Genomic DNA, 21,731 nt, shown 5'->3' on the forward strand with positions numbered 1-21,731 from the left:
TAAAGCAATGGGATGATGTGTCCCAAAATATTGTATTTGTGTCCCAGAGATGATACTCTAATAATATGAGGGAACAAATGCGCAAGAAGAATATACTCAACCTAATTAAATACTACGCAGAGCATAATGATGCAGGTTTTCGAAATGAAGCGTATATCATTGCTAAGCTATTTGATCAAGCTGGAGATTCCCAATTAGCCGAGTATATTATGGCTCTATTGTCCGGCGCTAACACATTCGTTCCGCAAAGCAATGAATACCAATCATCCTTCTTTAATAAAGTAAGCCTGACAGGAGATTCATTACCGCTACCCACTTTCATTATGAATGATATCATTGGCGTCATTAACTCCATTAGGCACCACGCTGGCTTTAATAAGTTCTTATTTGAGGGTGACCCAGGCACTGGCAAGACAGAGACAGTAAAGCAGATCGCTCGCATTCTCAACCGTGATCTCTACTCTGTTGATTTTGATAGTGTTATTGACAGCAAGCTTGGGCAGACGTCTAAAAATATAGCTTCGGTATTTCAGGAAATACGAGCTTTACCAAATCCGGAAAAAGCAATAATCATGTTTGATGAAATTGATGCCATTGCTCTAGACCGTATAAATTCTAATGACTTACGCGAGATGGGACGAGTCACTTCGTCTGTTCTTAAGGGATTGGATGGTTTAAATGGCAGTATTGTTCTTATCGCTACTACTAACCTATTCGCTCAATTCGACAAGGCATTGACTAGGCGTTTTGACGCCATTGTCAATTTTAATAGGTACAACAAGAACGAACTGCTTGATATCGCAGAGTCAATACTAAACGATCTCTTAATCCAGTTTAAGTTTGCCGGCCGCAACATGCGTTTATTTAGAAAGATTATATCTACAATGGATAAAATACCCTACCCAGGCGAATTGAAGAATATCATAAAGACTTCAGTCGCATTTAGCGATCCGACTAATGAATATGCTTACTTGAAAAAGCTCTACGAGGCCATCTCGGGTCCAAGCGATATCAAGACACTTCAAAATCAAGGTTTTTCAGTACGTGAGATAGAAATATTAACAAGCATATCAAAAAGCCAAGTTGCAAGAGAGCTACAAGGATAACTCATGAACAGCATTCTACAGCTTCGCGGCACCCTTAATCAAAGACCAAGCAGTGGTCGCCCAGGACCCCCCAACATACCAAAAGGCACAAAATCAGTGGAATCCATTCATCTGAAAAGGCTACTTAAAGAATTAAAAGGATTAGACAGTTACTGGCAGACCGAAAAATTGATCACTGGCGCCTTGATAGATATACACTATATAGATGTAATTGCAAAAAGTAATCGTATTAGCGGCTACTTCAACAAAGGAAAAAAATCAAACGAATCTGTGGTTGGTGCGTGCTTTGACAAAACAGACGTAAAACATCCGAAACACATCATTACGCACTATATTAGCAATGAAGCACTGACCGACACAATAGTAAAGGTCGAGAATAGTATACGGCTCCTAGATACCATTTTTGATGGCACAATAAAACACAATCAGATAGATAAAATAAAACATAAAAACATAAAATTTGAGGACTATAACCTAAGTGAGTCAGTCTTCCTTAATATAGTAGTCGATTCATACTATATTGAGAGTTTTAGTGTACCAAACCGTGAAGCAAATGCCAATAATAATCAGATCATTACAATCTACAAGACAGATGACAATATTTTATCTATATTACAGTCTATTGGCATCACAATTAATCCAGGGAAGATGCTTGGCAATAACGAGACTGCACCTACACTTTTACTACAACCAGATGAGATAGAGCTGCTCCAGAGCAAAGCTCCCTACCTTATCGCAATGTCCGTCAACGATTTCACCAAGTTAAACCTAGAGAATATCCCAACCAGCGGCAGTAACGCTGCTGTGGAGGTCTCTCAATATGCTAATCAAGCGGACACTATAGATAAGCCAAGTAATCAACCGATTATTGGCGTCATTGATACACTATTTGACACAAGCGTTTACTTTAGTGAGTGGGTAGATTATCGAGATATGGTGTCAAACGATATAGAAAAGCAGCCAAAAGACTACGGGCATGGAACGGCGGTTTCGTCAATTATTGTCGACGGTCACAGGCTAAACCCCGCTCTAGATGATGGATGCGGAAATTTTAGAGTTCGGCACTTTGGCGTGGCGGTTAGCGGAAAATTTAGTTCGTTTACAGTAGTCAAACTTATTCGAGAAATTGTCGCTAATAACCGAGACATTAAGGTGTGGAATCTGTCGCTAGGGTCTGATCAAGAAATCAATGACAACTTTATTTCGCCAGAGGCTGCAGAGTTAGATAGAATTCAATTTGATAACGATGTGATATTCGTAATCGCCGGAACTAATAAACCAGATATGCATAAGAGAGAAATGCTAATTGGAGCACCCGCAGATTCAATAAACTCCATAGTAGTAAACTCCGTAGATAAGGAAAATAACCCAGCCTCTTATTCTCGAAAGGGGCGTGTGCTCTCATTCTTTAACAAGCCTGACGTTAGTGCATATGGTGGAGACGGCAGCGATTACAGAGATAATATCCATGTATGTATATCCGCAGACACTTACAAGTTTCTGTCTGGCACATCATTTGCCGCACCGTGGGTTACTCGTAAGTTAGCATACCTTATAGAAATACTAGGATTGAGCCGCGAAGTAGCAAAGGCGCTAATTGTCGATGTGGCTACAGGCTGGGAAGATACCGGCAATAATCAAAGTATAGCTCCACTTATTGGACATGGATCGGTGCCAATAAAAATCGACGATATCGTTAAGTCTAAGGACAATGAAATCAAGTTTGTGATAAACGGCATCTCTAAGGAGTATGACACTTATGCATATAACATACCAGTACCTGTTAATAAAGAGACCCACCCTTTTGTCGCCAAAGCTACTCTGTGTTACTTCCCCAAGTGCTCAATTAACCAGGGTGTGGACTACACTAATACGGAGCTGGATATATCAATAGGAAGGATTAATCACAGGGGTATAAAAACAATCAACAAGAATACTCAAACTACTGGTGGTTTTGTATATGAAGGTGAGGCAAGAAAATTATTTCGCAAATGGGACAATACTAAGCATATACGTGAAAAGTATGGATCCAAATTAAGAGCCCGAAAAGCATATGAATCTGGCATGTGGGGCGTAAGCATAAAAACTAAGGAACGATTAGAAAAACGCGACGGGTACGGTATTAAGTTTGGACTTGTAGTTACCCTTAAAGAAATTAACGACATAAACAGAGTTCACGATTTTATTCAAAAAGCACGCTTGGCGGGATGGATTGTTAATGAGATAGATATTGATACTCAAGTTGACCTACATGAAAAATCACAGGAGGTAATTCACTTTGACTAGATCTGTATTTATAATATTAAGAGATGTTATTCTATAATCAACGCCCAATCACTCAGCAAACTGACTATTATACAGCTCAGCGTAAAAGCCGTTCTGCTGCAGTAGTTCGTCGTGCTTGCCTTGCTCAATGATGTTGCCGTCGCGGACGACCAAGATCAGATCAGCGTCGCGGATGGTGCTCAGGCGGTGGGCGATGACGAAGCTAGTTTTGCCCTGCATCAACTTATCCATAGCTTTTTGGATAAGCACTTCGGTGCGGGTGTCAACCGAGCTGGTGGCTTCGTCCAAAATCAGCATCGGCGTGCGCTCCAGCATTGCCCGGGCAATCGTCAATAGCTGCTTTTCGCCCTGTGAAATGTTCGTGGCTTCCTCACCCAGCATCATGTCATAACCACCCGGCAGCGACCGCACGAAGTGATCAACATGCGCCTCCTTGGCGGTGGCGACCATCTCTTCTTCACTGGCTGTTGGATTGCCGTAGAGCAAATTTTGGCGAATCGTGCCGTTAAACAACCAAGTATCCTGCAACACCATACCAAACATTTGCCGCACGTCGCTGCGCTTCATCTGGGCTATATTGACGCCGTCGATTTTGATCGCGCCGCTGTTAATTTCGTAAAATCGCATCAGTAAATTGACCAAGGTGGTTTTGCCCGCGCCCGTTGGACCGACGATCGCCACGCGCTGACCTGGCTTGATGTGCGCCGACAAACCTTTGATGATGGTTTGGTCAGGCTTATAGCCAAAGACCACGTTGTCAAATTCGACTTCGCCCTTGACGTGAGTCAATTTCACCAAATCCTTGCCCTCCGCCTTTTCCTCAGGCTCGTCCAAAAATTCAAACACCCGCTCGGCCGCCGCCGCTGTTGATTGCAAGATGTTGGCGATGTTGGCGACCTGCACCAGCGGCTGATTGAACTGGTCGATGTATTGGATGAAAGCTTGAATGTCGCCAATTTTCAGCCGGCCTTCAATCGCCAGCCAGCCGCCCAAAATCGCCATGATGACGTAGCCGATGTTGCCGATGAAATTCATGATCGGATAAATCAACCCCGACAAGAACTGAGCTTTCCAGGCGCTTTCCTGCAACTGATCGTTCACCCGCGAAAACTTAGCCAGCGACTTTTTCTGGCCGTTGAACACTCGCATCACCTGGTGGCCGCCATACATTTCCTCGATGTGGCCGTTCAGTTCTCCCAGCTGTGTCTGTTGGCGAAGGAATTGCTTTTGCGAACTTTTGGCAATCAACGTCACCACGCCGCCAGCCAGCGGCAGCACCAATAGCGCCACCAGCGACATTTGCCAGCTGATGGAAAACATCATCACCAAAATTCCCAGGACCATCACTGTCGAAGACACGACCTGCGACAGGCTTTGGTTGAGTGTTTGGCTGATGGTATCGACATCATTGGTGACGCGGCTGAGGACTTCGCCGTAGGTTTGCTTGTCAAAATAGCTCAGCGGCAAACGGTTAATTTTTTCGGACAATTGCCGGCGCATTCTGAAAGTGACTGTCTGCGTCACTTGGGTCATCAGCCAAGTTTGAATGTAGCGGAAAATGGCGCTAAGCACGTACAAACCGGCCAGTAATAGCACAATCCGCCAAATGGCATCAAAATGAAATTCCGGACGCTGGCTGAGGTCAAGTTTTTTGATCGTATCGAGCTGGCTCGACGGAATTTGACTTTCAATTTCCGACTTGTTCGGTAGCCGCTTCAGAACATCAGCACCGGTCGTGCCCGCCGGCAACGACGCTCCTTTTGGTAATTTCTCAGTGATGGTTTCGTAGGCTTTGATGCTGACAAAATCTTCGACAATTTGGTTGGTAGCGCCACCCAAAATCTTCGGGCTGACAATGGCAAAAATTGTGCTGCCGACCGCAAAAATCGCCACCATGAGCATTTGCCAGCGAAACTCTGCCAAATATTTAGCTAACTTCTTGACCGTGCCTTTGAAATCTTTGGCTTTTTCGCCGGCGCCCATACCGCCGCCCATTGGACCGCCCATCTTCACTGGCTGGCGTTTTTTCATGCTTTGCTGAGCCATTATGCCGCCCCTTTCGCGGTCGTTGCCGACATTTTCTGTAGGTCGTCTTCTGAGAGCTGGGAAGCGGCAATTTCTTGATAGACTTGGCAATTTTTCATCAATTCCTGGTGCGTGCCTTGACCGACAATTTTGCCTTCGTCCAGCACAATGATTTTGTCAGCGTTCATGATGGTGTTGATGCGCTGACCGACGATCAGCACGGTTTTATGTTTGGTTTCTTTGGCCAGTGCCGAGCGTAATTTAGCGTCAGTCTTGAAATCCAGCGCCGAAAACGAATCGTCAAAAATGTAGACATTCGGCTCAACAGCAATCGCCCGAGCAATCGACAAACGCTGCCGCTGACCGCCGGAAACATTGCTGCCGCCTTGAGCGATGTCATTTTTGTAGCCGTTTTTCAGCTCACTGATGAATTCGGTGGCTTGAGCAATTTTAGCGGATTTTTCAACCAATTCTTGGCTGGCTTTGGCGTTGCCGTACTTGATATTACTGGCAATGGTGCCGCTAAACAGCACGCCCTTTTGCGGCACATAACCGATTTGATCGTACAATTCTTCCAGTTTGAGCTGGCGAATATCCATGCCATCCAGCAAAATTTGTCCCGCCGACACATCATAAAAGCGCGGGATCAAATTGATCAACGTTGATTTGCCGGAGCCGGTACTGCCAATGAACGCCGTGGTTTGCCCTGGTTCGGCTGTAAAATTGATATTAGAGAGCACTGGCAGATCAGCGTCTGGATAGGTAAAAGTGACGTCTTTGAATTCAATTTTACCCGTAGCGTCATTTGGCAATTGCTGCGGCGACTGCGGGTCAACAATTGACGGCAGCGTGTCGAGCACCTCGCCCACCCGCTTTACCGACACGGCCGCCCGCGGCACCATGATAAACACCATTGACAGCAGCAAGAAGGAAATAATCACCTGCATGGCATATTCCAAAAACGCCATCATATTACCGATTTGCAACGTGCTGCTGCTGATCAAATGCGCACCAAACCAGACAATCGCCACGCTAGAAAAGTTCATCACCAGCGTCATGATCGGCTCAAGCAGCATCATCAGCCGATTGACAAATAAATTCATCTTATTCAGCTCGGCATTAGCCTGCTGGAACTTTTTCTGCTCAATTTTTTCATTGTGAAACGCCCGGATGACTTTCAAACCCACCAAGTTTTCACGCGTCACCAGATTCAGTTTATCCACCAGCGTTTGCAATTTCTTGAACCGCGGCACAGCAATGACAAACAACACGGCAATGACCACCAGCAGCACCGACACCGCCAGCGCGATGATCCAGCTCAAATTTGGCGCATTATGAATGGCTTTTGCAGACCGCCGACCGCCATAATTGGCGCCAGTAAAGCCATGCTCAGCAGCAGAATTGACGTCATTTGAATTTGCTGAATATCATTGGTCGATCGGGTAACTAGCGAGGCGGTCGAAAATTTATTGAAGTCCGCTAGCGCAAAACTCTCGACCCGCTCAAATAGTTCCATTCGTAGTTTCTGCGCCACACCAGTGGCAATCCGGGAGGCCAAAAATCCTACGATAATCGAGCACAGTCCGCCCGCCGCCGTCACCAAAATCATCGCTAGTCCGTTGTGCCAAATCGCCGGCATATCTTGCTTGATGATGCCGTTATTGACAATTTCTGACATCTTATCAGGCAGCCACAAATTCGCCATGACCATAGCGTAGGTAAAACCGACCAAGATGATAAACATCAGCCAGTAGCCGCTAAAAATCCGTAAAATATGTTTCATATTATTCCTTTACCACCCAAAGCCAACTTCTATTATAACACTAAGCGGCGGCCCAGCTCCACTCTGGCGGACGGTGATTGGACAAAATCACCCGCTCGGCTTATACTATTTTTAGCGTCGGGGTGTGGCGCAGTTTGGTAGCGCGCACCGTTCGGGACGGTGAGGTCGTCCGTTCAAATCGGATCACCCCGACCAGGAAATTATTTGAAGCGTACGTTCACTGGCAAGAACCTCTGGCTATAAGCAAAATAAAGGAGGCTATATGCAGCGACGAGTTAACGTACGCGGAATTATTATCAGCGATCAGGGCGAGATTTTTTGCCAGAAATTAACCGCAAATAACGGCACGGGGCGAGAGTTTTGGTGTGCACCGGGCGGTGGTTTGGAGCTGGGTGAAAGTTTACTGGACGGTTTACGCCGAGAGATGATTGAGGAAACTGGCGTCAAGCCAACCATCGGCAAGCTATTATTCATCCAACAATTCACCGACACCAACCCCTCGTCTAAACACGGCGCTACCGAGCAGCTCGAGTTTTTCTTTGCCATCACCAACTGGCGTGATTACCGGCACATCGACCTGGAGCAAACATCGCACGGCGTTGAGGAAGTAGCGGAGTGCGGCTTTGTCGATCCAAAAACTACGCGGATTTTGCCGAGCTACCTAACGGAGGTTGACCTCAACTGGCTGGTTAATGAGTCGACCGACGTTCAGATGATGAGCGAATTGTAACAATCCCACCGAGACTATTTACCAAAGATTTTGCTATAGCCAGTTTTCGGATAATCTATCGTGCTTAACGTACCATTTTTAGCTAACACCCCAATAATTTGCTACATATAGTCACGCTGTAGGGTATTTATTGCATGGTCGGCCGCTTCCCTAAGTGCAGTTGAATTTCCACTCGCAGACATCATTTCCTGGTAACTATCTAGACATTTTTCTAATAGCTTCCACCTATCGGCCGGAGACTGGTTGAGCTGATTCGCCAAAACTGATATAGCGTCAATAAGTAACGACCGGAGGTCACCTTGAACTGATCTATTGATATATCCTTGCGCACGAAGAATATCCTCACCGTGATTAACTTGCTCAACATAATCACGAAAACTCCTCGCATATTCAAAGTCAATATAGCGAGTCGCTGAATTATCACCATCAGAACCCGACAGCCGGACAAGATTACGCATAAAGGCATCCTTGTGAGCAATATGTATTTTATGCAACGCAGATAATGCCAAAAGAGCATCCATTAAATGCTGTTTGATATTCTCTGAGCTCATTTCACGCCATGCAAGACCCTCAAAGTTGACCGCTTTTTCATCGAATCGAGTCATGATCCATGCCGAACGGTACTTGGAACTAATGGGCTTCCCTGCTATCATAAGTGCTTGAATTGAGAAGGGGGCCAGTCCCTGCGTACTAACATACTGGGTCATGGCGACCTCGGCAAGAGCAGTTGTCAGTGGAAGCCGCTTAATAGCAAACTCTTCCTTGGAGCCACTAACTGTTTTCACATCTACAGTAAATGCTCCGTTGCGAGACGAGCCTTCACGTGATAAATCTCTGTGTGGCTCAGCTGTAGCGACAGGGGGGAAGTTCGGTGTAACATACAGCAATGGTTTATTGTCTAAATCAAGCTCTGGATAAAACTCCCTGGACATATGATCAACTTGCTCTGACATGTCAGGCAAAGACGGCCTTCTAGTTGTCTCGACCAGAAGGCGACATGCTGCTCCACGCTCGGTATCCATATTTGTGTTATAACATAAAATTATTATTTTGAAAATAGCTATTATCATACTACCGCATGGCCCGAATCATCTGCCTCAGCCGCTCAACCGCCCGAGCACGGCGTTCCCTTGTCCAATAAGTATCAGGCGTAGCCTTTTCGCCGTCAGCGGTAGTTTCTTGGAGGAAATGACCGACGACACGGCCGTCTTTTAGTGCCGTCACATCAGGAACATACACTCGCGGTTGTCCGTTCTCGTCGGTGCGAAGATGCGGCTTTAGTTTCTCAACCAATTTTTTGTAGGTAGCATCATTGGTTTCGCGGGCATGGCGAATGTCGAGATAGTAAATCTTGTCCAAGCCCTCAGCCTTGGCGGCGGTGTCGACAATTGGCGCCAGCTGCTGACACCACGGGCACTGCTGAAAGCCAAGGAAAATCAAGCCACTGCCTGATTCAAACTTCTCCAAAACCTCGCCAGCCGAAGCAAAGACGAAGCGATTGTCATCAGCCACCCGGGAGTAAGCGGTCTTGAAACGAGCAGCGTCTGAGGACTGCGGTGACGGAGGTGTCTGCGGGCGCGACCACATATACCAACCGCATATGACGATAGCAATGATACCAACAAAACCGATGGCCAAACACAGCCGTTTGTTCTGGCGTTTGGCTAGCTTGGTATGTTTCATCCGAACCTCCCTCACTTCCCTTTGACGCCAAAAAACTTCCGCGCCCGCTCAGTCACCGGATGATCCATCACCTGCCCTGGCGGACCATTTTCGATAATCTCGCCCTTGTCCAGGAAAATCATCCGCGTAGCCACTTCGCGCGCAAACTTCATTTCATGCGTGACGATGACCATGGTCATACCTTTGGCGGCAACCTCACGGATCACGTCCAACACTTCACCAATCATCTCTGGATCAAGCGCTGAGGTTGGCTCGTCAAACAACATGATGTCCGGCTCCATAGCGAGGGCTCTCGCGATAGCCACGCGCTGCTTTTGCCCGCCTGAGAGCTGCGAAGGAAAGGCGTTGGCTTTGTCCGCCAGCCCCACGTCCGCCAGCAATTTCTTTGCCAGGCGCGTCGCCGCCCGATCAGACAGTTTGCGCAGTTTCCGCGGCGCTAGTTTGATGTTATCCAGCACATTCAAGTTTGGGAACAGATTGAACGATTGAAACACCATGCCAACTTTTTGGCGCAAAGCGTTCAGATCGACTTTTGGCGCTGTCGTTTCCACGCCGTCGATGACAATGCGCCCGCCGGTCGGCGTCTCCAGTAAATTCAAGCAGCGCAAAAACGTTGATTTACCAGAGCCACTTGAGCCAACGACCACCACCACTTCGCCTTCATAAATTTCAACATCAATATCCCTGAGCACGCGGTTACTACCAAACTGTTTTTTGAGGTTAGCCACCGTGATAATTGCTGGGTGCTCAATGCTCGGTTGCGCCACTTCCTTCACCTTATTCACTGCCATCTTTTAGTCTCCTCTCTACTCGGGTCATCACACGGGTAAATATGGCGGTCAACGCCAAGTACATCACCGCTGCAGCAAACAATGACTGAAACGCCGTGGCCGTTTGAAACCGAATATTGTCAGCGCCACGCATGATGTCATTCAGCCCGATCCAGCCAACCACCGAGGTCTCTTTTAGTAGGGCGATGAATTCGCTGATCAGCGCTGGCAATGAATTTTTAAGCGCTTGTGGCAAAATCACCAGACGCATAGCCTGCCAGCGACTAAAACCCAGCGAACGCGCCGCTTCCATTTGCCCCTTGTCAACGCTTTCGATGCCACCGCGGATGATCTCGCCAATATAGGCACCACTGTTGATGCCAAAGGCAATCGCTGCCACGAAAATCTTCGGCATGAATTGATATGAGCCAAAAACGACGTAGTACATAATCAACAGCTGGACCAGAAGCGGTGTGCCCCGAATGATGTCGACATAAATCTTGCCAATCCAGTTGAGCGGTTTGATCGTCGAGGTACGAAGCAGCGCTACCACGAGGCCAATGATTGTACCGAGGAGCAATGATAGAACTGTTAGCACCAAGGTCACCTCTAGGCCGTGCCACAAATACAGCCACCGGCCATCGCCGAAAATCACTTCCAGGAAATTCACGATTCAAGCTCCTTTTTCTTCATCGATTCAAGCGCTGCGACACCAAAATGCTTGCGGACGAGATTGTCGTACCGACCGTCTTTTTTCATATCCGCCAACACTCGGTTAATTTTTTCCAGCAAGTCGTGATCATTATTTTTGATGGCAATCGCATAGTGCTCGCTTGATAACTCACCCGGCAAAATCGCTAAGTTCGGAAAGCCCGCCGTGTACTGAGCAGCCGGCGCATCATCCAAAATAACCGCCTCGACGCCACCAGCATTTAACTCCGTCAATACACTTGGTGCTGTTGGAAATTGCGACACCTTAGCGCCGACAATCTTCCTGGCCAGCGTATCACCCGTCGTACCCAACTGCACACCAATCTTCTTGCCCGTCAGCTGATACCTATTGCGAATGGGGCTACCTTTTTTGACAATGATCCGCTGCGAGGCGGAATAATACGGCTCGGAAAACAGCGCATTTTTGGCGCGCTCCGGTGTCACCGACATACCAGCCACCGCCATGTCAATTTGCCCTGATTCCAATGCTGGCAGCAATCCGTCAAACGACATGTCTTCAATCTTTAGCTTCTTGTTCATACTGCGGGCAATTTCCTTCGCCAAATCAACATCAAAACCAACAACTTCATTACCCTGCTTGTACTCAAACGGCTTGAACCCGGCATTGGTACCCATCACCAATACGTCATCACTCTTGCCAAACCCACCTTCGCGCTGCAAAATGTCAAACGCCATAAAGCCAATCAACGCCACAAACAGCCCCAGGCCTATCCACCAACTAACGCCAAACCCCCGATGATGCGCTTTCGTTCTGTTCATGCTTATTTAGTATACGCGCTTTGAAAAGAAATGATAAGCCCCCAAACAGCCCACGTACCCAGACAAACGTTGTATAATATCATTATGAGCACCTCTCCGTCTGGCCGCGGCGCCAACAACCGCATTATCATTCGCGTGGCTATCGTCTTGCTATTACTATGTAGCGCTGTTTTCTTTGTCGCTAGCCGTTATAAAATTGTGCAATTTCGTGACGCCAAGATTGACGAGATTTTATTTTATTTCAAGAACGGCCTGGCGGGTGGGCAGTCTAGCAGCTTTACCTCAGCCGTCTGGGAAAATATCCCCTACGTCATTGGGCTGCTCATCATTTTACTACTACCAATCATCCTCAAACTACGTTGGAAAAAACAACCGCTCCGCTTACGCCACCAAGCGTATTACGCGGGCGGCCTATTCATGATCAGCCTAGCGCTGTTAGTTCAAAGTTTCAGCATCCCCGCCTACGTCATCGCCCTCGCTCAGTCGTCAAAGATCTATGATCAGCATTATGTCGATCCGCGCGGCGTCAAATTGACGTTTCCTAGTACCAAACGCAACTTAATTTATATCTACGTCGAGTCGCTGGAAAATACGCCCGCCGCCAAAGCCAATGGCGGCATGAGCGACAAATCAGTCATTCCGGAGTTAGAGAAATTGGCACTGACTAACACCTCATTTTCACACCGACCCTCAGGTCTCGGCGGCGCCCTGCCTGCACACGGCACCACTTGGACGGTAGCCGGCATGACCGCTCAATCCGCCGGCGTGCCGCTCAAAGACGGCGGGGTGTTCGGTGACCGCGACCGCAACGGTATGGGTGATTTTAATAAATTCTTGCCGGGCGCTTATACCCTCGGGCAGGTACTTGAAAAGGCTGGCTACAACCAATCATTCCTCATGGGCTCAAACAAAGCCTTCGGCGGCCGCGATAAATTACTGGAGCAACACGGCGATTATCACATTATTGATCTTACCTACGCCCAAAAACATGGGTTAGTCCCACAGGATTACAAGGTATGGTGGGGCTACGAAGACAAAAAGCTCTTTCAATTTGCCCGCGACGAGGCCACCCGTCTCAGTAAGTCCGACAAGCCATTCAACCTGCAGATGCTGACTGTTGATACTCACTTCACCGACGGCTGGATGGACAAAGACATCTGCAAACAGCAGTTTGAAGCAAAGTATGATAATGTCCACTCCTGTGCTTCCAAACAAATTGCCGCCTTCGTTGACTGGGTTAAGCAACAACCATTTTACGCCAATACCACCATCATCATTAGCGGCGACCACCTCGGCATGCAGACGCCCTATTACGAAGAAAAGATTGCGGGCGCTCCCTACCAACGAACCATTTATAACGCCTTTATTAACCCCGCTGTCCAGCCAACTCGCGCCACCAACCGCCAATTCGCTGCCTTTGACATGTATCCATCGACCCTGGCGGCACTGGGCGTGACGGTGGACGGCGACCGTATGGGGCTGGGTACTAATTTATTCTCAAATCGCCAGACACTGGTCGAACAATTTGGCGGCATCGACCAGCTCAATGCAGAACTTGCCAAACGCTCAACTTACTACGAGCGGCGAATCTTGAGCAGTTCATAAATACATGTCTCGCCTACATAAAAATCCGACGAGTCGCCCCGCCGGATTGAATAAGTATGTCAAGGGAATCACGTCTCGTAACCGTTCGGATTATTACTCTGCCAATTCCAGGCGTCGCGGCAGGCGTCTTCAATGGTCAATTCCGCTCGCCAGCCCAGTTCTGCCTCCGCCAAACCCGGGTCAGCATAACACGCGGCAATGTCGCCCGGCCGGCGCGGCGTGATTTGGTATGGGACTTCCTTACCAGACGCTGTTTCAAACGCTTTCACCAATTCCAACACCGACGTGCCGCGGCCAGTGCCGATGTTATACACCTTACATTCATCCGGCTCGCCCAAATGTTCCAATGCCGCCACGTGCGCCCGTGCCAAATCAACCACGTGAATATAATCGCGCACGCCCGTGCCATCCGGCGTGTCATAATCGTCGCCAAACACGCTTAAGTGGTCGCGCTTGCCGACTGCCACTTGCGATACGAACGGCAGCAAATTATTCGGAATGCCCGACGGATCTTCACCGATACGGCCGCTCGGATGGGCGCCAACGGGATTGAAATAGCGCAGCGAGGTAAACTGCCAGCCCTGCCTGGTTGCCGCCACATCGCGCAGAATCTGCTCAATCATCAGCTTGGTTTGTCCGTACGGATTAGTCGCCGACAACGGCATATCCTCGGTAATCGGCAGCCGTGCCGGGTCGCCATACACTGTTGCCGAACTCGAAAAGACCAGCTTTTTCACATCAAATTCCTGCATGACATCCAGCAGCGTCAATGTGCTTTCCAGATTGTTCTGATAATAGAGCAGCGCCCTTTCCACCGACTCGCCGACGGCTTTCAGGCCCGCAAAATGAATCGCTGCGTCAATTGTCTCAGACCTAAACAACTCCGCCAGTCGCACTCGATCACGCAGATCGAACTCATAAAACGGCACCGACTGGCCGGTGATCTCCTCAACCCGCCGCAAACTCTCGGCAGATGAATTTGATAAATTATCAACCACCACCACGCCGTGACCCGAGGCTAGTAGTTCAATGATAGTGTGACTGCCGATATAGCCAGCACCGCCAGTAACGAGAATGTTCATTGAAATATTCCTTTCGCTATGATTCTAGTATTATTATATCAGATGCACACTGTAACCATCCCGCCAGACCTACTCGCAGCACTGAACCATAATCCATACATTAACGAGCTGTATGTTTTCGGTTCGCGAGCTGTATTTGATGATGACCAATTTTCCGACATTAACCTTACAGCCATAACTAACTATCCAGAGGTTGCCGAAGATTATACGCACAAGACTCTTGATAATCAATTTAGTATCATTGCGACATATACTATTGCTCAGAATAATCACGAAGTTGCTCGTTCGTTTTTCCTAAGCGGCATGAGCTTGTTTCATAAAATTGACATCGGCTTTTTATTACCTGATAAAACTAAATTATTTCCAAATTCAACATTAATTTTCCAAAACAACCACACAGACCAGCCCGCCAAAGAATCCGGCAAAATATGGACAGAATCAGATGAGCAGCACAATTATCTGGATGTGTTAATGGGCTCGTTGCGCTATGTTAAGTATCAGTATCGCCAGGAACATTGGTCGGCATATAAATGCTACCGCGGGTTTATCGAGCAGTTAGCCCAGTCGTAAATAACAGGTCGGTTATCGACAGATAAATATAAGGAATTAGACAAGAAACATAACGATGAAATCTTAGGTCTGTTCTTTTCTGGCGATATTCACGCTAAAGAGCAAAAATATTATGAGTTTATAAAAGAATTGATTAGTGAGAAGCAGCTCTTGCCGGAATTTAGTGACGAGGTTTTGAAAGTTTGGAAAGAATATCTGGGCATATCGCGCTCATTTCACTAAGCTGTGCTGCTAGGTCGCTATCAGGCCAAATATACCTGAAGTTTTGTGGCGGGCGAAATGCTGGCAGAACCTGACGTAACTGTGATAAAGAAATTGGCTGGTCGTAGCGCACCGACGCCAGTATCTCTAACGCGCCACACTGTTTCCGCCCCGCATAATAGCGCGAAAACCACTGCACGGCTTGCTCATCCGTATCATACCCAGTGAGCCGCATCAACTCATCCAGTGGGCAGCGCATGACACGTCCAACCCGAAATTCGCCGATAACCGCCCGGTCACCCCCCGACGAATAAACGACTACGGTTAGCTCATCGTCTTTGCTGTGGCGCGGCAAGGATTTACGAAATTCCCATCGCTTTTCACCACGAAAAATTTTCTCGGCATAACGAGTTTGAATCGACATCAAAATATAACGACTCATACCGACAGTATAGGACAAGTTCAGCAATCGGTAAACTAAGTTAGCACTCTTGCACTGAGAGTGCTAATTTGCTATGATAATTGTATCAATTATCCCCGCTCTGTCTCTTGCCGCGGCGCGTCATAAATACGGACTTAAAAAAGCCCAAAAAATCAAAGGAGGACCTATGCCACCAACTATGCAAGAAGAGCTTGAGCAGCCGCTGGAGAAATTCGGCACTGATATCACGGCGCTCGCCAGGGAACATAAACTGGATCCGGTCATCGGGCGCGACGAAGAAATTCGCCGCACCATGCAAATCTTGAGCCGGCGCACCAAGAATAACCCGGTGCTGATCGGCGAGCCGGGCGTCGGTAAAACCGCCATCGTCGAGGCCCTAGCGCAGCGCATCGTCAAGGGCGACGTACCGGCGTCGCTGAAAGACAAGCGACTGATTTCCTTGGAAATTTCCAGCTTACTAGCCGGCGCGAGCTTTCGCGGCCAATTTGAAGAGCGCCTCAAGGCAATTTTGAAAGAAGTTGAAGAAGCCGCCGGCGAAATTATTTTGTTCGTTGATGAAATTCACACCATGGTCGGCGCCGGCAAAACCGAAGGCAGCATGGATGCCGGCAATATGCTCAAACCTGCCCTGGCGCGCGGTAAATTACATATGATCGGTGCGACAACATTAGCCGAGTATCGCCAACATGTCGAGAAAGACGCAGCCCTAGAGCGGCGCTTTCAGCCAGTCTACGTTGGTGAGCCAAGCTTTGATGACACCATCGCTATCCTGCGTGGCCTCAAGGAAAAGTACGAAGTCCACCACGGTGTCAAGATTGCTGATGATGCCATCGTGGCGGCGGTGCGGCTGTCCACCCGCTATCTGCCCGATCGCTTTTTGCCTGACAAGGCAGTTGACCTCCTGGATGAAGCGACCAGCGCTCTGAAGATGCAGCTGGAGAGTGTACCGATTGCTCTCGATCGGCTGAATAACCGCCGCTTGCAGCTGGAGATTGAAGAAGCCGCGCTGAAAAAAGACAAATCTGACCACGCCAAGACCCGCACAGAGGAAATCAAGCAACAAATCGCCGACCTTCGGGCTCAGGCCGAGGTGATTGATAGCAAATGGCAGCACGAAAAGGATATTCTCCAGACCGTCAATACTGCTACCGAAAAAATGGATAGTCTGCGCTCGCAACTAGAAATTGCCGAACGCGACGCTGACCTGGCCACCGCCAGCCGCATCAAATACGGCGACCTGCCAGAGTTGGAGAAAAAGCTGGCTAGCGCCCGCCAAGAACTGGCGGCTATCCCGCCGGCTGACCGCTTGCTGCGCGAAGAAGTCACACCTGATGACATCGCCAGCGTGGTGGCGCGCTGGACGGGCATCCCGGTGGAGCGGCTGATCGAGACTGAATCAAGCAAATTAACCAAATTAGAAGAACATATCAGCACCCAAGTAATTGGTCAAGATAAAGCCATCGCCGCGGTGGCCAGCGCCATTCGCCGCTCGCGCGCTGGCCTCAGTGATACCAACCGGCCAATCGGCTCCTTCCTCTTCCTCGGCCCCACCGGCGTTGGTAAAACAGAGGTAGCCCGCAGCCTGTGTCGCGAATTATTCGACGACGAACACGCTATGATCCGCATCGATATGAGTGAGTACATGGAGCGGCACGCCGTGGCCCGCCTGATTGGCTCGCCGCCAGGCTACGTCGGTTACGATCAGGGCGGCCAACTCACCGAAGCGGTCCGCCGCCGCCCTTACAGCGTGGTACTGTTTGATGAAATCGAGAAGGCCCACCCCGATGTCTTTAACGTGCTTCTCCAGGTGCTGGATGATGGCCGTCTGACCGATGGCCAGGGGCGAACAGTCGATTTTTCGAACACGGTCATCATCATGACCAGCAATGTCGGCTCGCAAGCAATTATGGATTTTTCTGGCGACGATCTGTCGGCACTCGATAATCAGATGCTTGAGGTGCTCAGACAACATTTCCGTCCAGAGTTCCTCAACCGCATTGACGATATCGTTATTTTTGACCGCATTCGACCAGAAGCGATGCGAGCGATTGTCGACGTTCAGCTGAAACGCGTCGCCCGCCAAGTCAAAGACAGCCGCGACATTACGCTGGAATTTGACGATAGCGTCCGCGACATGCTGGCCCGCGATGGCTACGACCCGGCCTTTGGCGCCCGCCCGCTCAAGCGCTTGGTGCAAAAGCGTATTCTTGACCCGCTAGCACTGGAGCTGATTGACGGGCGAATTCATGATGGCATGGCAGTAAAAGTGAATATGATTAACGACCGCATGAAGTTCCAAAAACAATAATTAAGTTTCACCTATTTCCCTGATTAACACCTTCCATCGTCGTACAGCCGCATTTGACTGCAAACGTCCGGAAGTCTCGTCTTGACTGAATCAATGCAGCGCAAGAAAAAGCGTCCCAGCCGCCAACTGGAACGCTTTTCGGTAGATTATCCTCGGACCGAGGCGCACTACTCGGTTTGATTAGCCTCTGCCCGCGTTAACTTGTCAACCATCGGCAGAATTAGATAGATACCGATAATCGCTGCCGCCAAGCCAACACCAACGATGGCAAAGTACGTTGGTGTTAACACTGGCTTCAGCGTCGTCGAGAATGTGCTGGTAAACACCGCCCCCGTCCATACGCCAAGGCTACACGACAGAATCGAGGTGATCAGCAGCGGCGCCGCCGACTCAACCATCACCAAGCGCTTCAACTGCGCGAGGCGCATACCGCCCAGCCGCAGCGTGTACAGCGAGCGGCGGCGTTCCATCAGCCCGCCAATCGTCGAGACAATCAAGCTTGCCACCGCCACGAACAGCGTCACGCCGATACCGACATAGGCTAAGTCGGCAAACTCGCGAATCGTTGGATTGATATGCGGCTTCTTGGCATCAGTGCCGCTCACTGCATACGTTAGGTCGTACTGATTGGCTTTCGCCGTCACCAAGGTACGTAATTTCTCGATATCATTGTCTGACTTCAATGTCACCAAATATTCTTTGACGCCGTTCGTATCAACCTTGTCGTTAATTAGCGACACGTTTTTTACCACTGGCGCGTCAAAATTCAACAGCGCAAATTGGTCTGGTCGGGCATTATTCGGGCAAGCGTGTTCAGTGTACGTTGCCAAATCCTGGCAGCGAATTGCATCGCCGTCCTCACGCGGATAAATCGCTGCCACCGACGTGATGTAAGTTTTCTGTTTGAGCTGCTCTGTCATATCACCCGGTAACGACTGACCGATAACAACTGCCGTGCCGCGCTTCAGTTGCGAAAAGCCGTTATCCTTGATAGCTTGAGCGTTTAAGCCTTCAATACCGCTGGTCGCCGTCAAGTAAAAGCTGCCCGCAAACAGCGCCAATACCACGCCGCTGACACTGCGGAAAATTGTCCGCGAATGCACCGCCGTACGCTTACCAGCGATCAACATCGAAGCGTTATTAGCCCAGCGCGCTGCCAACAGCGACAGCTTATTGGTCAGCCAGCCGCCAGCCAGAATCAGCCCAAACATCACCAGCAGCAGCGCCGCCATCAATAGTACCGACGGCAGAGCTGATTCTTTATTAGCCGCCAGCCAATCCCGCCCTGGCTTCGACGATAGCCACGCAAAGATCGCGATACCAGTTGCCGGCACCAGCGCCCGCCAAACACGTAACTTCTTCACCTTTTCAAGTGAACGCGACACGCCCAGCGGCGAAATTTGTGCTCGACGCATCCGTCGCCAGTTAACAAACATTGTCAGCCCCAGCGTCAATCCGATAATCAGCGCGTATTGCGTGCTAGTTAATGCTAAGTCACTAGGATTAAATCGCATGCCGTCCATCTTGAAAGCCTGTAGCGGCGCTTGCAGCAGCCAGAACGCGCCCAGCCCAATTAGTACACCCACCACCGACGCCAATAGCGATTCTAACATCAACACCAGCCCCACTTGCTGCTTAGTTGCGCCAATCAGCCGCAAGGCGGCATAGCGTTTCTCACGCTGCGCGGCGCCCAGTTGCGTTGCTACTGACACGAAAATGACAATTGGAAACAGCAGGATCGTCCCGCCGACACCAAATACAATGATCGCTACCGGATCAAATACAGCGTTCGACTTCAATCCATTGGTATCCGTCCGATAGACATCGGCAAAGTATGACGGCTGTCCCTGAGATTTGGTAAAAGCATCGCTCTCGGCCACTTCCTCGGCACTCGCGCCACGTACCATCATCAATGCATCCGGGCTGGCAACATATTCGCTAGGAATTACGCCAAGGTATTTGGTATTTTTACCAAAACGTGCCAAGATATTGTCCTCTGGATGCTGAGCAACCGCATCGGCCAACGCTTTTGATAAGTAGTATTCACCAGGACGCGGCGTTTTTAGCTTGGCAAATTGCGGCGATTTAGCCGTGCCGTACATTGAATAAGACTGGATGGACTGACCGCGCCATTTCGACGCATCACCACGCCAGGTGCCGCCAATTTTCAGCGGTTCAACACCCTCAATCGGTTTTTGTTCAGCCGCACCGCGAGCCGCCTGATACGCCGCCGTATTAATTGCTAGCCCACTAGCGCGCCCCTTTATCCCGTTGATACCAGCCGTAAAGCAGCACACCAACACGATCCCCAGCGCCACCGCCGCCGTGGTCAGACCCAGACGCGCGAACGACTGGCGGCCAGACTTTTGTAATAACATCCAACTAACGCTCATCGGATAATCCTCGCATTAGTTTTATTAAGCCTCACCCGCATTGGATTTACCGCCGCCTCGGCGCCAGAAATCTGCCCATCACGGACGATGATTTCCCGATCAGCATAGGCGGCAATCGTTGGCTCGTGCGTCACCATAATAACCGTTGTGCCGTGGTCTTTGGCGGTTTTGATAAATAACTCCATGACCTTTTCTGAGTTCAGACTATCCAGCGAACCAGTCGGCTCGTCAGCGAACAGCACTTTCGGCTCAATCACCATGGCTCGGGCGATCGCCACCCGCTGCATTTGTCCGCCCGACAACTCGCCAAGCATGCTGTCAGCTTTACTCGCCAGCTCAACCTTGTTCAGCCATGATTTCGCCTTTTGATAGGCCTCGTTTCGCTTGACGCCGTTGAGCAGTAGTGGCAACGCTACATTGTCCAGCGCCGTTAGCTCCGGCACTAGCTGTCCAAACTGAAAGACAAAACCAAAGCTGGTGCGCCTTAGCAGACTGCGCTTATCGTCACCCATCTTATCAATCCGCTGGCCGTCGAAGTCGATCTCGCCGCCATCAACTTTGGTAATCGCTGCCAAGCTGTGTAGCAGTGTTGACTTACCAGAACCCGACGGACCCATAATCGCCAGTACTTCGCCCGCCTCGACATCCAAGCTAACACCGCGCAGCGCCTGCGTTTGCCCGAACGACTTTGTAATATTTTTAGCGCTAATTATTGGTTTGCTCATGCAAAATTTCCTCCTTTAGCCGCGTTAACCGCGAAATAGTTAATTCAATCCAGCGTAAATCCGCCTCCAAATGATACAGCGCATGATCGATCAGCAGCATATCCGATAAATTGCTGTCACGCCGCTGAGCTGTCAGCTCACGCATCCGTTGGATGTGCGCCTGCCGTTGATTATCCAGATACGGCGAAGCGTCACCGTCCTTCAGGATGGCCAGCACTGCTTTGATATACATGGTCGCTTGCAGTTGCGGCGACGGCGCCTCTGGTGATTCCAGCCACGCCTGCAAATCTTGCTTACCCTCGTCGGTAATTTCATACCGAACCCGATCCGGCCCGCCCGATTCGCTGGTATCAGTAATTTCTTTGACCTTGTTGTCGCGTTTGAGCCGCGCCAGAGTTGAATATATCTGACCGGTTAAAATTGGCTTGTCCTTACCAAAATAGCCGTCATATTTTTTCTTTAACTCATAGCCATAATTTGACTCTTCCGCTAAAAAACCTAACAGGGTATATTGAACGCTCATACTCTTAC

17 protein-coding genes, 1 tRNA gene and 1 pseudogene are annotated in these 21,731 nt (G+C 49.3%); 7 read left to right on the forward strand and 12 right to left on the reverse strand.

Going from position 1 to position 21,731, the window contains the following annotated elements; genetic code table 11:
- Positions 1-77 precede the first annotated feature (77 nt).
- A complete protein-coding gene (locus GWK74_04610; GenBank protein ID QHU90760.1) occupies positions 78-1,106 on the forward strand; it encodes an AAA family ATPase in 1,029 nt (342 codons plus the stop codon).
- Between the two features lie 3 nt (positions 1,107-1,109).
- Positions 1,110-3,392, forward strand: coding sequence for a S8 family serine peptidase (locus tag GWK74_04615; protein QHU90761.1), 2,283 nt, complete (start codon positions 1,110-1,112; stop codon positions 3,390-3,392).
- Between the two features lie 48 nt (positions 3,393-3,440).
- On the opposite strand, the gene GWK74_04620 is transcribed toward GWK74_04615, so the two are convergent.
- Both GWK74_04620 and GWK74_04625 read right to left on the reverse strand, forming a co-directional pair.
- Positions 3,441-5,288, reverse strand: coding sequence for an ATP-binding cassette domain-containing protein (locus tag GWK74_04620; GenBank protein QHU90861.1), 1,848 nt, complete (start codon positions 5,286-5,288; stop codon positions 3,441-3,443).
- A 149-nt stretch (positions 5,289-5,437) separates the two neighbouring features.
- Positions 5,438-7,200: pseudogene (locus GWK74_04625) on the reverse strand (ATP-binding cassette domain-containing protein).
- Between the two features lie 118 nt (positions 7,201-7,318).
- Between GWK74_04625 and GWK74_04630 the strand changes: the two are divergent.
- Both GWK74_04630 and GWK74_04635 read left to right on the forward strand, forming a co-directional pair.
- Positions 7,319-7,395 (forward strand) — tRNA-Pro (locus GWK74_04630).
- Between the two features lie 67 nt (positions 7,396-7,462).
- A complete protein-coding gene (locus GWK74_04635) occupies positions 7,463-7,930 on the forward strand; it encodes an NUDIX domain-containing protein (GenBank protein ID QHU90762.1) in 468 nt (155 codons plus the stop codon).
- A gap of 101 nt (positions 7,931-8,031) precedes the next feature.
- Here the strand turns inward: GWK74_04635 and GWK74_04640 are convergent, their stop codons facing one another.
- The 5 genes from GWK74_04640 to GWK74_04660 are packed head-to-tail and all read right to left on the reverse strand — an operon-like array spanning position 8,032 to position 11,874.
- The gene (locus GWK74_04640) at positions 8,032-8,952 is read right to left on the reverse strand and encodes a hypothetical protein (protein QHU90763.1); all 921 of its coding nucleotides are present in this window, start codon (positions 8,950-8,952) and stop codon (positions 8,032-8,034) included.
- Positions 8,953-9,001: 49 nt separating this feature from the next.
- Positions 9,002-9,613: a hypothetical protein gene (locus GWK74_04645; GenBank protein ID QHU90764.1), complete on the reverse strand. Its 612-nt coding sequence runs from the start codon at positions 9,611-9,613 to the stop codon at positions 9,002-9,004.
- An 11-nt stretch (positions 9,614-9,624) separates the two neighbouring features.
- The gene (locus tag GWK74_04650; GenBank protein QHU90862.1) at positions 9,625-10,350 is read right to left on the reverse strand and encodes an ATP-binding cassette domain-containing protein; all 726 of its coding nucleotides are present in this window, start codon (positions 10,348-10,350) and stop codon (positions 9,625-9,627) included.
- A gap of 40 nt (positions 10,351-10,390) precedes the next feature.
- Positions 10,391-11,056 carry an ABC transporter permease subunit gene (locus GWK74_04655; protein QHU90863.1) on the reverse strand — a complete coding sequence of 222 codons (666 nt, stop codon included), beginning with the start codon at positions 11,054-11,056 and terminating at the stop codon, positions 10,391-10,393.
- Complete coding sequence (locus tag GWK74_04660) at positions 11,050-11,874, reverse strand: transporter substrate-binding domain-containing protein (protein ID QHU90765.1); 825 nt, start codon at positions 11,872-11,874, stop codon at positions 11,050-11,052. Before GWK74_04660 ends, GWK74_04655 begins: the two co-directional genes overlap by 7 nt.
- 84 nt (positions 11,875-11,958) lie before the next feature.
- On the opposite strand from GWK74_04660, the gene GWK74_04665 reads away from it, so the two are divergent.
- Positions 11,959-13,479 (forward strand): sulfatase-like hydrolase/transferase, encoded by a 1,521-nt coding sequence (locus GWK74_04665; GenBank protein ID QHU90766.1) that lies wholly within the window; start codon positions 11,959-11,961, stop codon positions 13,477-13,479.
- 68 nt (positions 13,480-13,547) lie between these two features.
- Here GWK74_04665 and galE read toward each other — a convergent pair whose 3' ends face one another.
- Positions 13,548-14,561 (reverse strand): UDP-glucose 4-epimerase GalE, encoded by a 1,014-nt coding sequence (gene galE / locus GWK74_04670; GenBank protein QHU90767.1) that lies wholly within the window; start codon positions 14,559-14,561, stop codon positions 13,548-13,550.
- An 18-nt stretch (positions 14,562-14,579) separates the two neighbouring features.
- Here galE and GWK74_04675 point away from each other — a divergent pair, with 18 nt between their 5' ends.
- Positions 14,580-15,131: a hypothetical protein gene (locus GWK74_04675; GenBank protein QHU90768.1), complete on the forward strand. Its 552-nt coding sequence runs from the start codon at positions 14,580-14,582 to the stop codon at positions 15,129-15,131.
- Between the two features lie 160 nt (positions 15,132-15,291).
- On the opposite strand, the gene GWK74_04680 is transcribed toward GWK74_04675, so the two are convergent.
- Complete coding sequence (locus tag GWK74_04680) at positions 15,292-15,774, reverse strand: ASCH domain-containing protein (GenBank protein QHU90769.1); 483 nt, start codon at positions 15,772-15,774, stop codon at positions 15,292-15,294.
- A gap of 73 nt (positions 15,775-15,847) precedes the next feature.
- Here GWK74_04680 and GWK74_04685 point away from each other — a divergent pair, with 73 nt between their 5' ends.
- Complete coding sequence (locus GWK74_04685) at positions 15,848-18,082, forward strand: AAA domain-containing protein (protein ID QHU90770.1); 2,235 nt, start codon at positions 15,848-15,850, stop codon at positions 18,080-18,082.
- A 167-nt stretch (positions 18,083-18,249) separates the two neighbouring features.
- Here GWK74_04685 and GWK74_04690 read toward each other — a convergent pair whose 3' ends face one another.
- Genes GWK74_04690 through GWK74_04700 form a run of 3 tightly spaced genes read right to left on the reverse strand, consistent with a single transcriptional unit; the run spans position 18,250 to position 21,723 of the window.
- A complete protein-coding gene (locus GWK74_04690; protein QHU90771.1) occupies positions 18,250-20,475 on the reverse strand; it encodes an FtsX-like permease family protein in 2,226 nt (741 codons plus the stop codon).
- Positions 20,472-21,200: an ATP-binding cassette domain-containing protein gene (locus GWK74_04695; GenBank protein QHU90772.1), complete on the reverse strand. Its 729-nt coding sequence runs from the start codon at positions 21,198-21,200 to the stop codon at positions 20,472-20,474. Before GWK74_04695 ends, GWK74_04690 begins: the two co-directional genes overlap by 4 nt.
- On the reverse strand, positions 21,181-21,723 hold the full coding sequence (locus tag GWK74_04700) for a PadR family transcriptional regulator (protein QHU90773.1): 543 nt from the start codon (positions 21,721-21,723) through the stop codon (positions 21,181-21,183). The genes GWK74_04695 and GWK74_04700 overlap by 20 nt, the downstream gene beginning before the upstream one ends.
- Between the last annotated feature and the right edge of the window lie 8 nt (positions 21,724-21,731).

The sequence above is a fragment of the Candidatus Saccharibacteria bacterium oral taxon 488 genome, assembly GCA_010202115.1.
In the GTDB taxonomy this organism is placed as follows: Bacteria; Patescibacteriota; Saccharimonadia; order Saccharimonadales; family Saccharimonadaceae; genus Nanosynbacter.

Bases quoted from the DNA above. Each gene is read 5' to 3' on its own strand.
- GWK74_04610 (QHU90760.1), top strand. From the start codon at position 78: ATGCGCAAGAAGAATATACTCAACCTAATTAAATACTACGCAGAGCAT.
- GWK74_04615 (QHU90761.1), top strand. From the start codon at position 1,110: ATGAACAGCATTCTACAGCTTCGCGGCACCCTTAATCAAAGACCAAGC.
- GWK74_04620 (QHU90861.1), bottom strand. From the start codon at position 5,288: ATGGTGGCGATTTTTGCGGTCGGCAGCACAATTTTTGCCATTGTCAGC.
- GWK74_04635 (QHU90762.1), top strand. From the start codon at position 7,463: ATGCAGCGACGAGTTAACGTACGCGGAATTATTATCAGCGATCAGGGC.
- GWK74_04640 (QHU90763.1), bottom strand. From the start codon at position 8,952: ATGGATACCGAGCGTGGAGCAGCATGTCGCCTTCTGGTCGAGACAACT.
- GWK74_04645 (QHU90764.1), bottom strand. From the start codon at position 9,613: ATGAAACATACCAAGCTAGCCAAACGCCAGAACAAACGGCTGTGTTTG.
- GWK74_04660 (QHU90765.1), bottom strand. From the start codon at position 11,874: ATGAACAGAACGAAAGCGCATCATCGGGGGTTTGGCGTTAGTTGGTGG.
- GWK74_04665 (QHU90766.1), top strand. From the start codon at position 11,959: ATGAGCACCTCTCCGTCTGGCCGCGGCGCCAACAACCGCATTATCATT.
- galE (QHU90767.1), bottom strand. From the start codon at position 14,561: ATGAACATTCTCGTTACTGGCGGTGCTGGCTATATCGGCAGTCACACT.
- GWK74_04675 (QHU90768.1), top strand. From the start codon at position 14,580: ATGATTCTAGTATTATTATATCAGATGCACACTGTAACCATCCCGCCA.
- GWK74_04680 (QHU90769.1), bottom strand. From the start codon at position 15,774: ATGAGTCGTTATATTTTGATGTCGATTCAAACTCGTTATGCCGAGAAA.
- GWK74_04685 (QHU90770.1), top strand. From the start codon at position 15,848: ATGATAATTGTATCAATTATCCCCGCTCTGTCTCTTGCCGCGGCGCGT.
- GWK74_04690 (QHU90771.1), bottom strand. From the start codon at position 20,475: ATGAGCGTTAGTTGGATGTTATTACAAAAGTCTGGCCGCCAGTCGTTC.
- GWK74_04695 (QHU90772.1), bottom strand. From the start codon at position 21,200: ATGAGCAAACCAATAATTAGCGCTAAAAATATTACAAAGTCGTTCGGG.
- GWK74_04700 (QHU90773.1), bottom strand. From the start codon at position 21,723: ATGAGCGTTCAATATACCCTGTTAGGTTTTTTAGCGGAAGAGTCAAAT.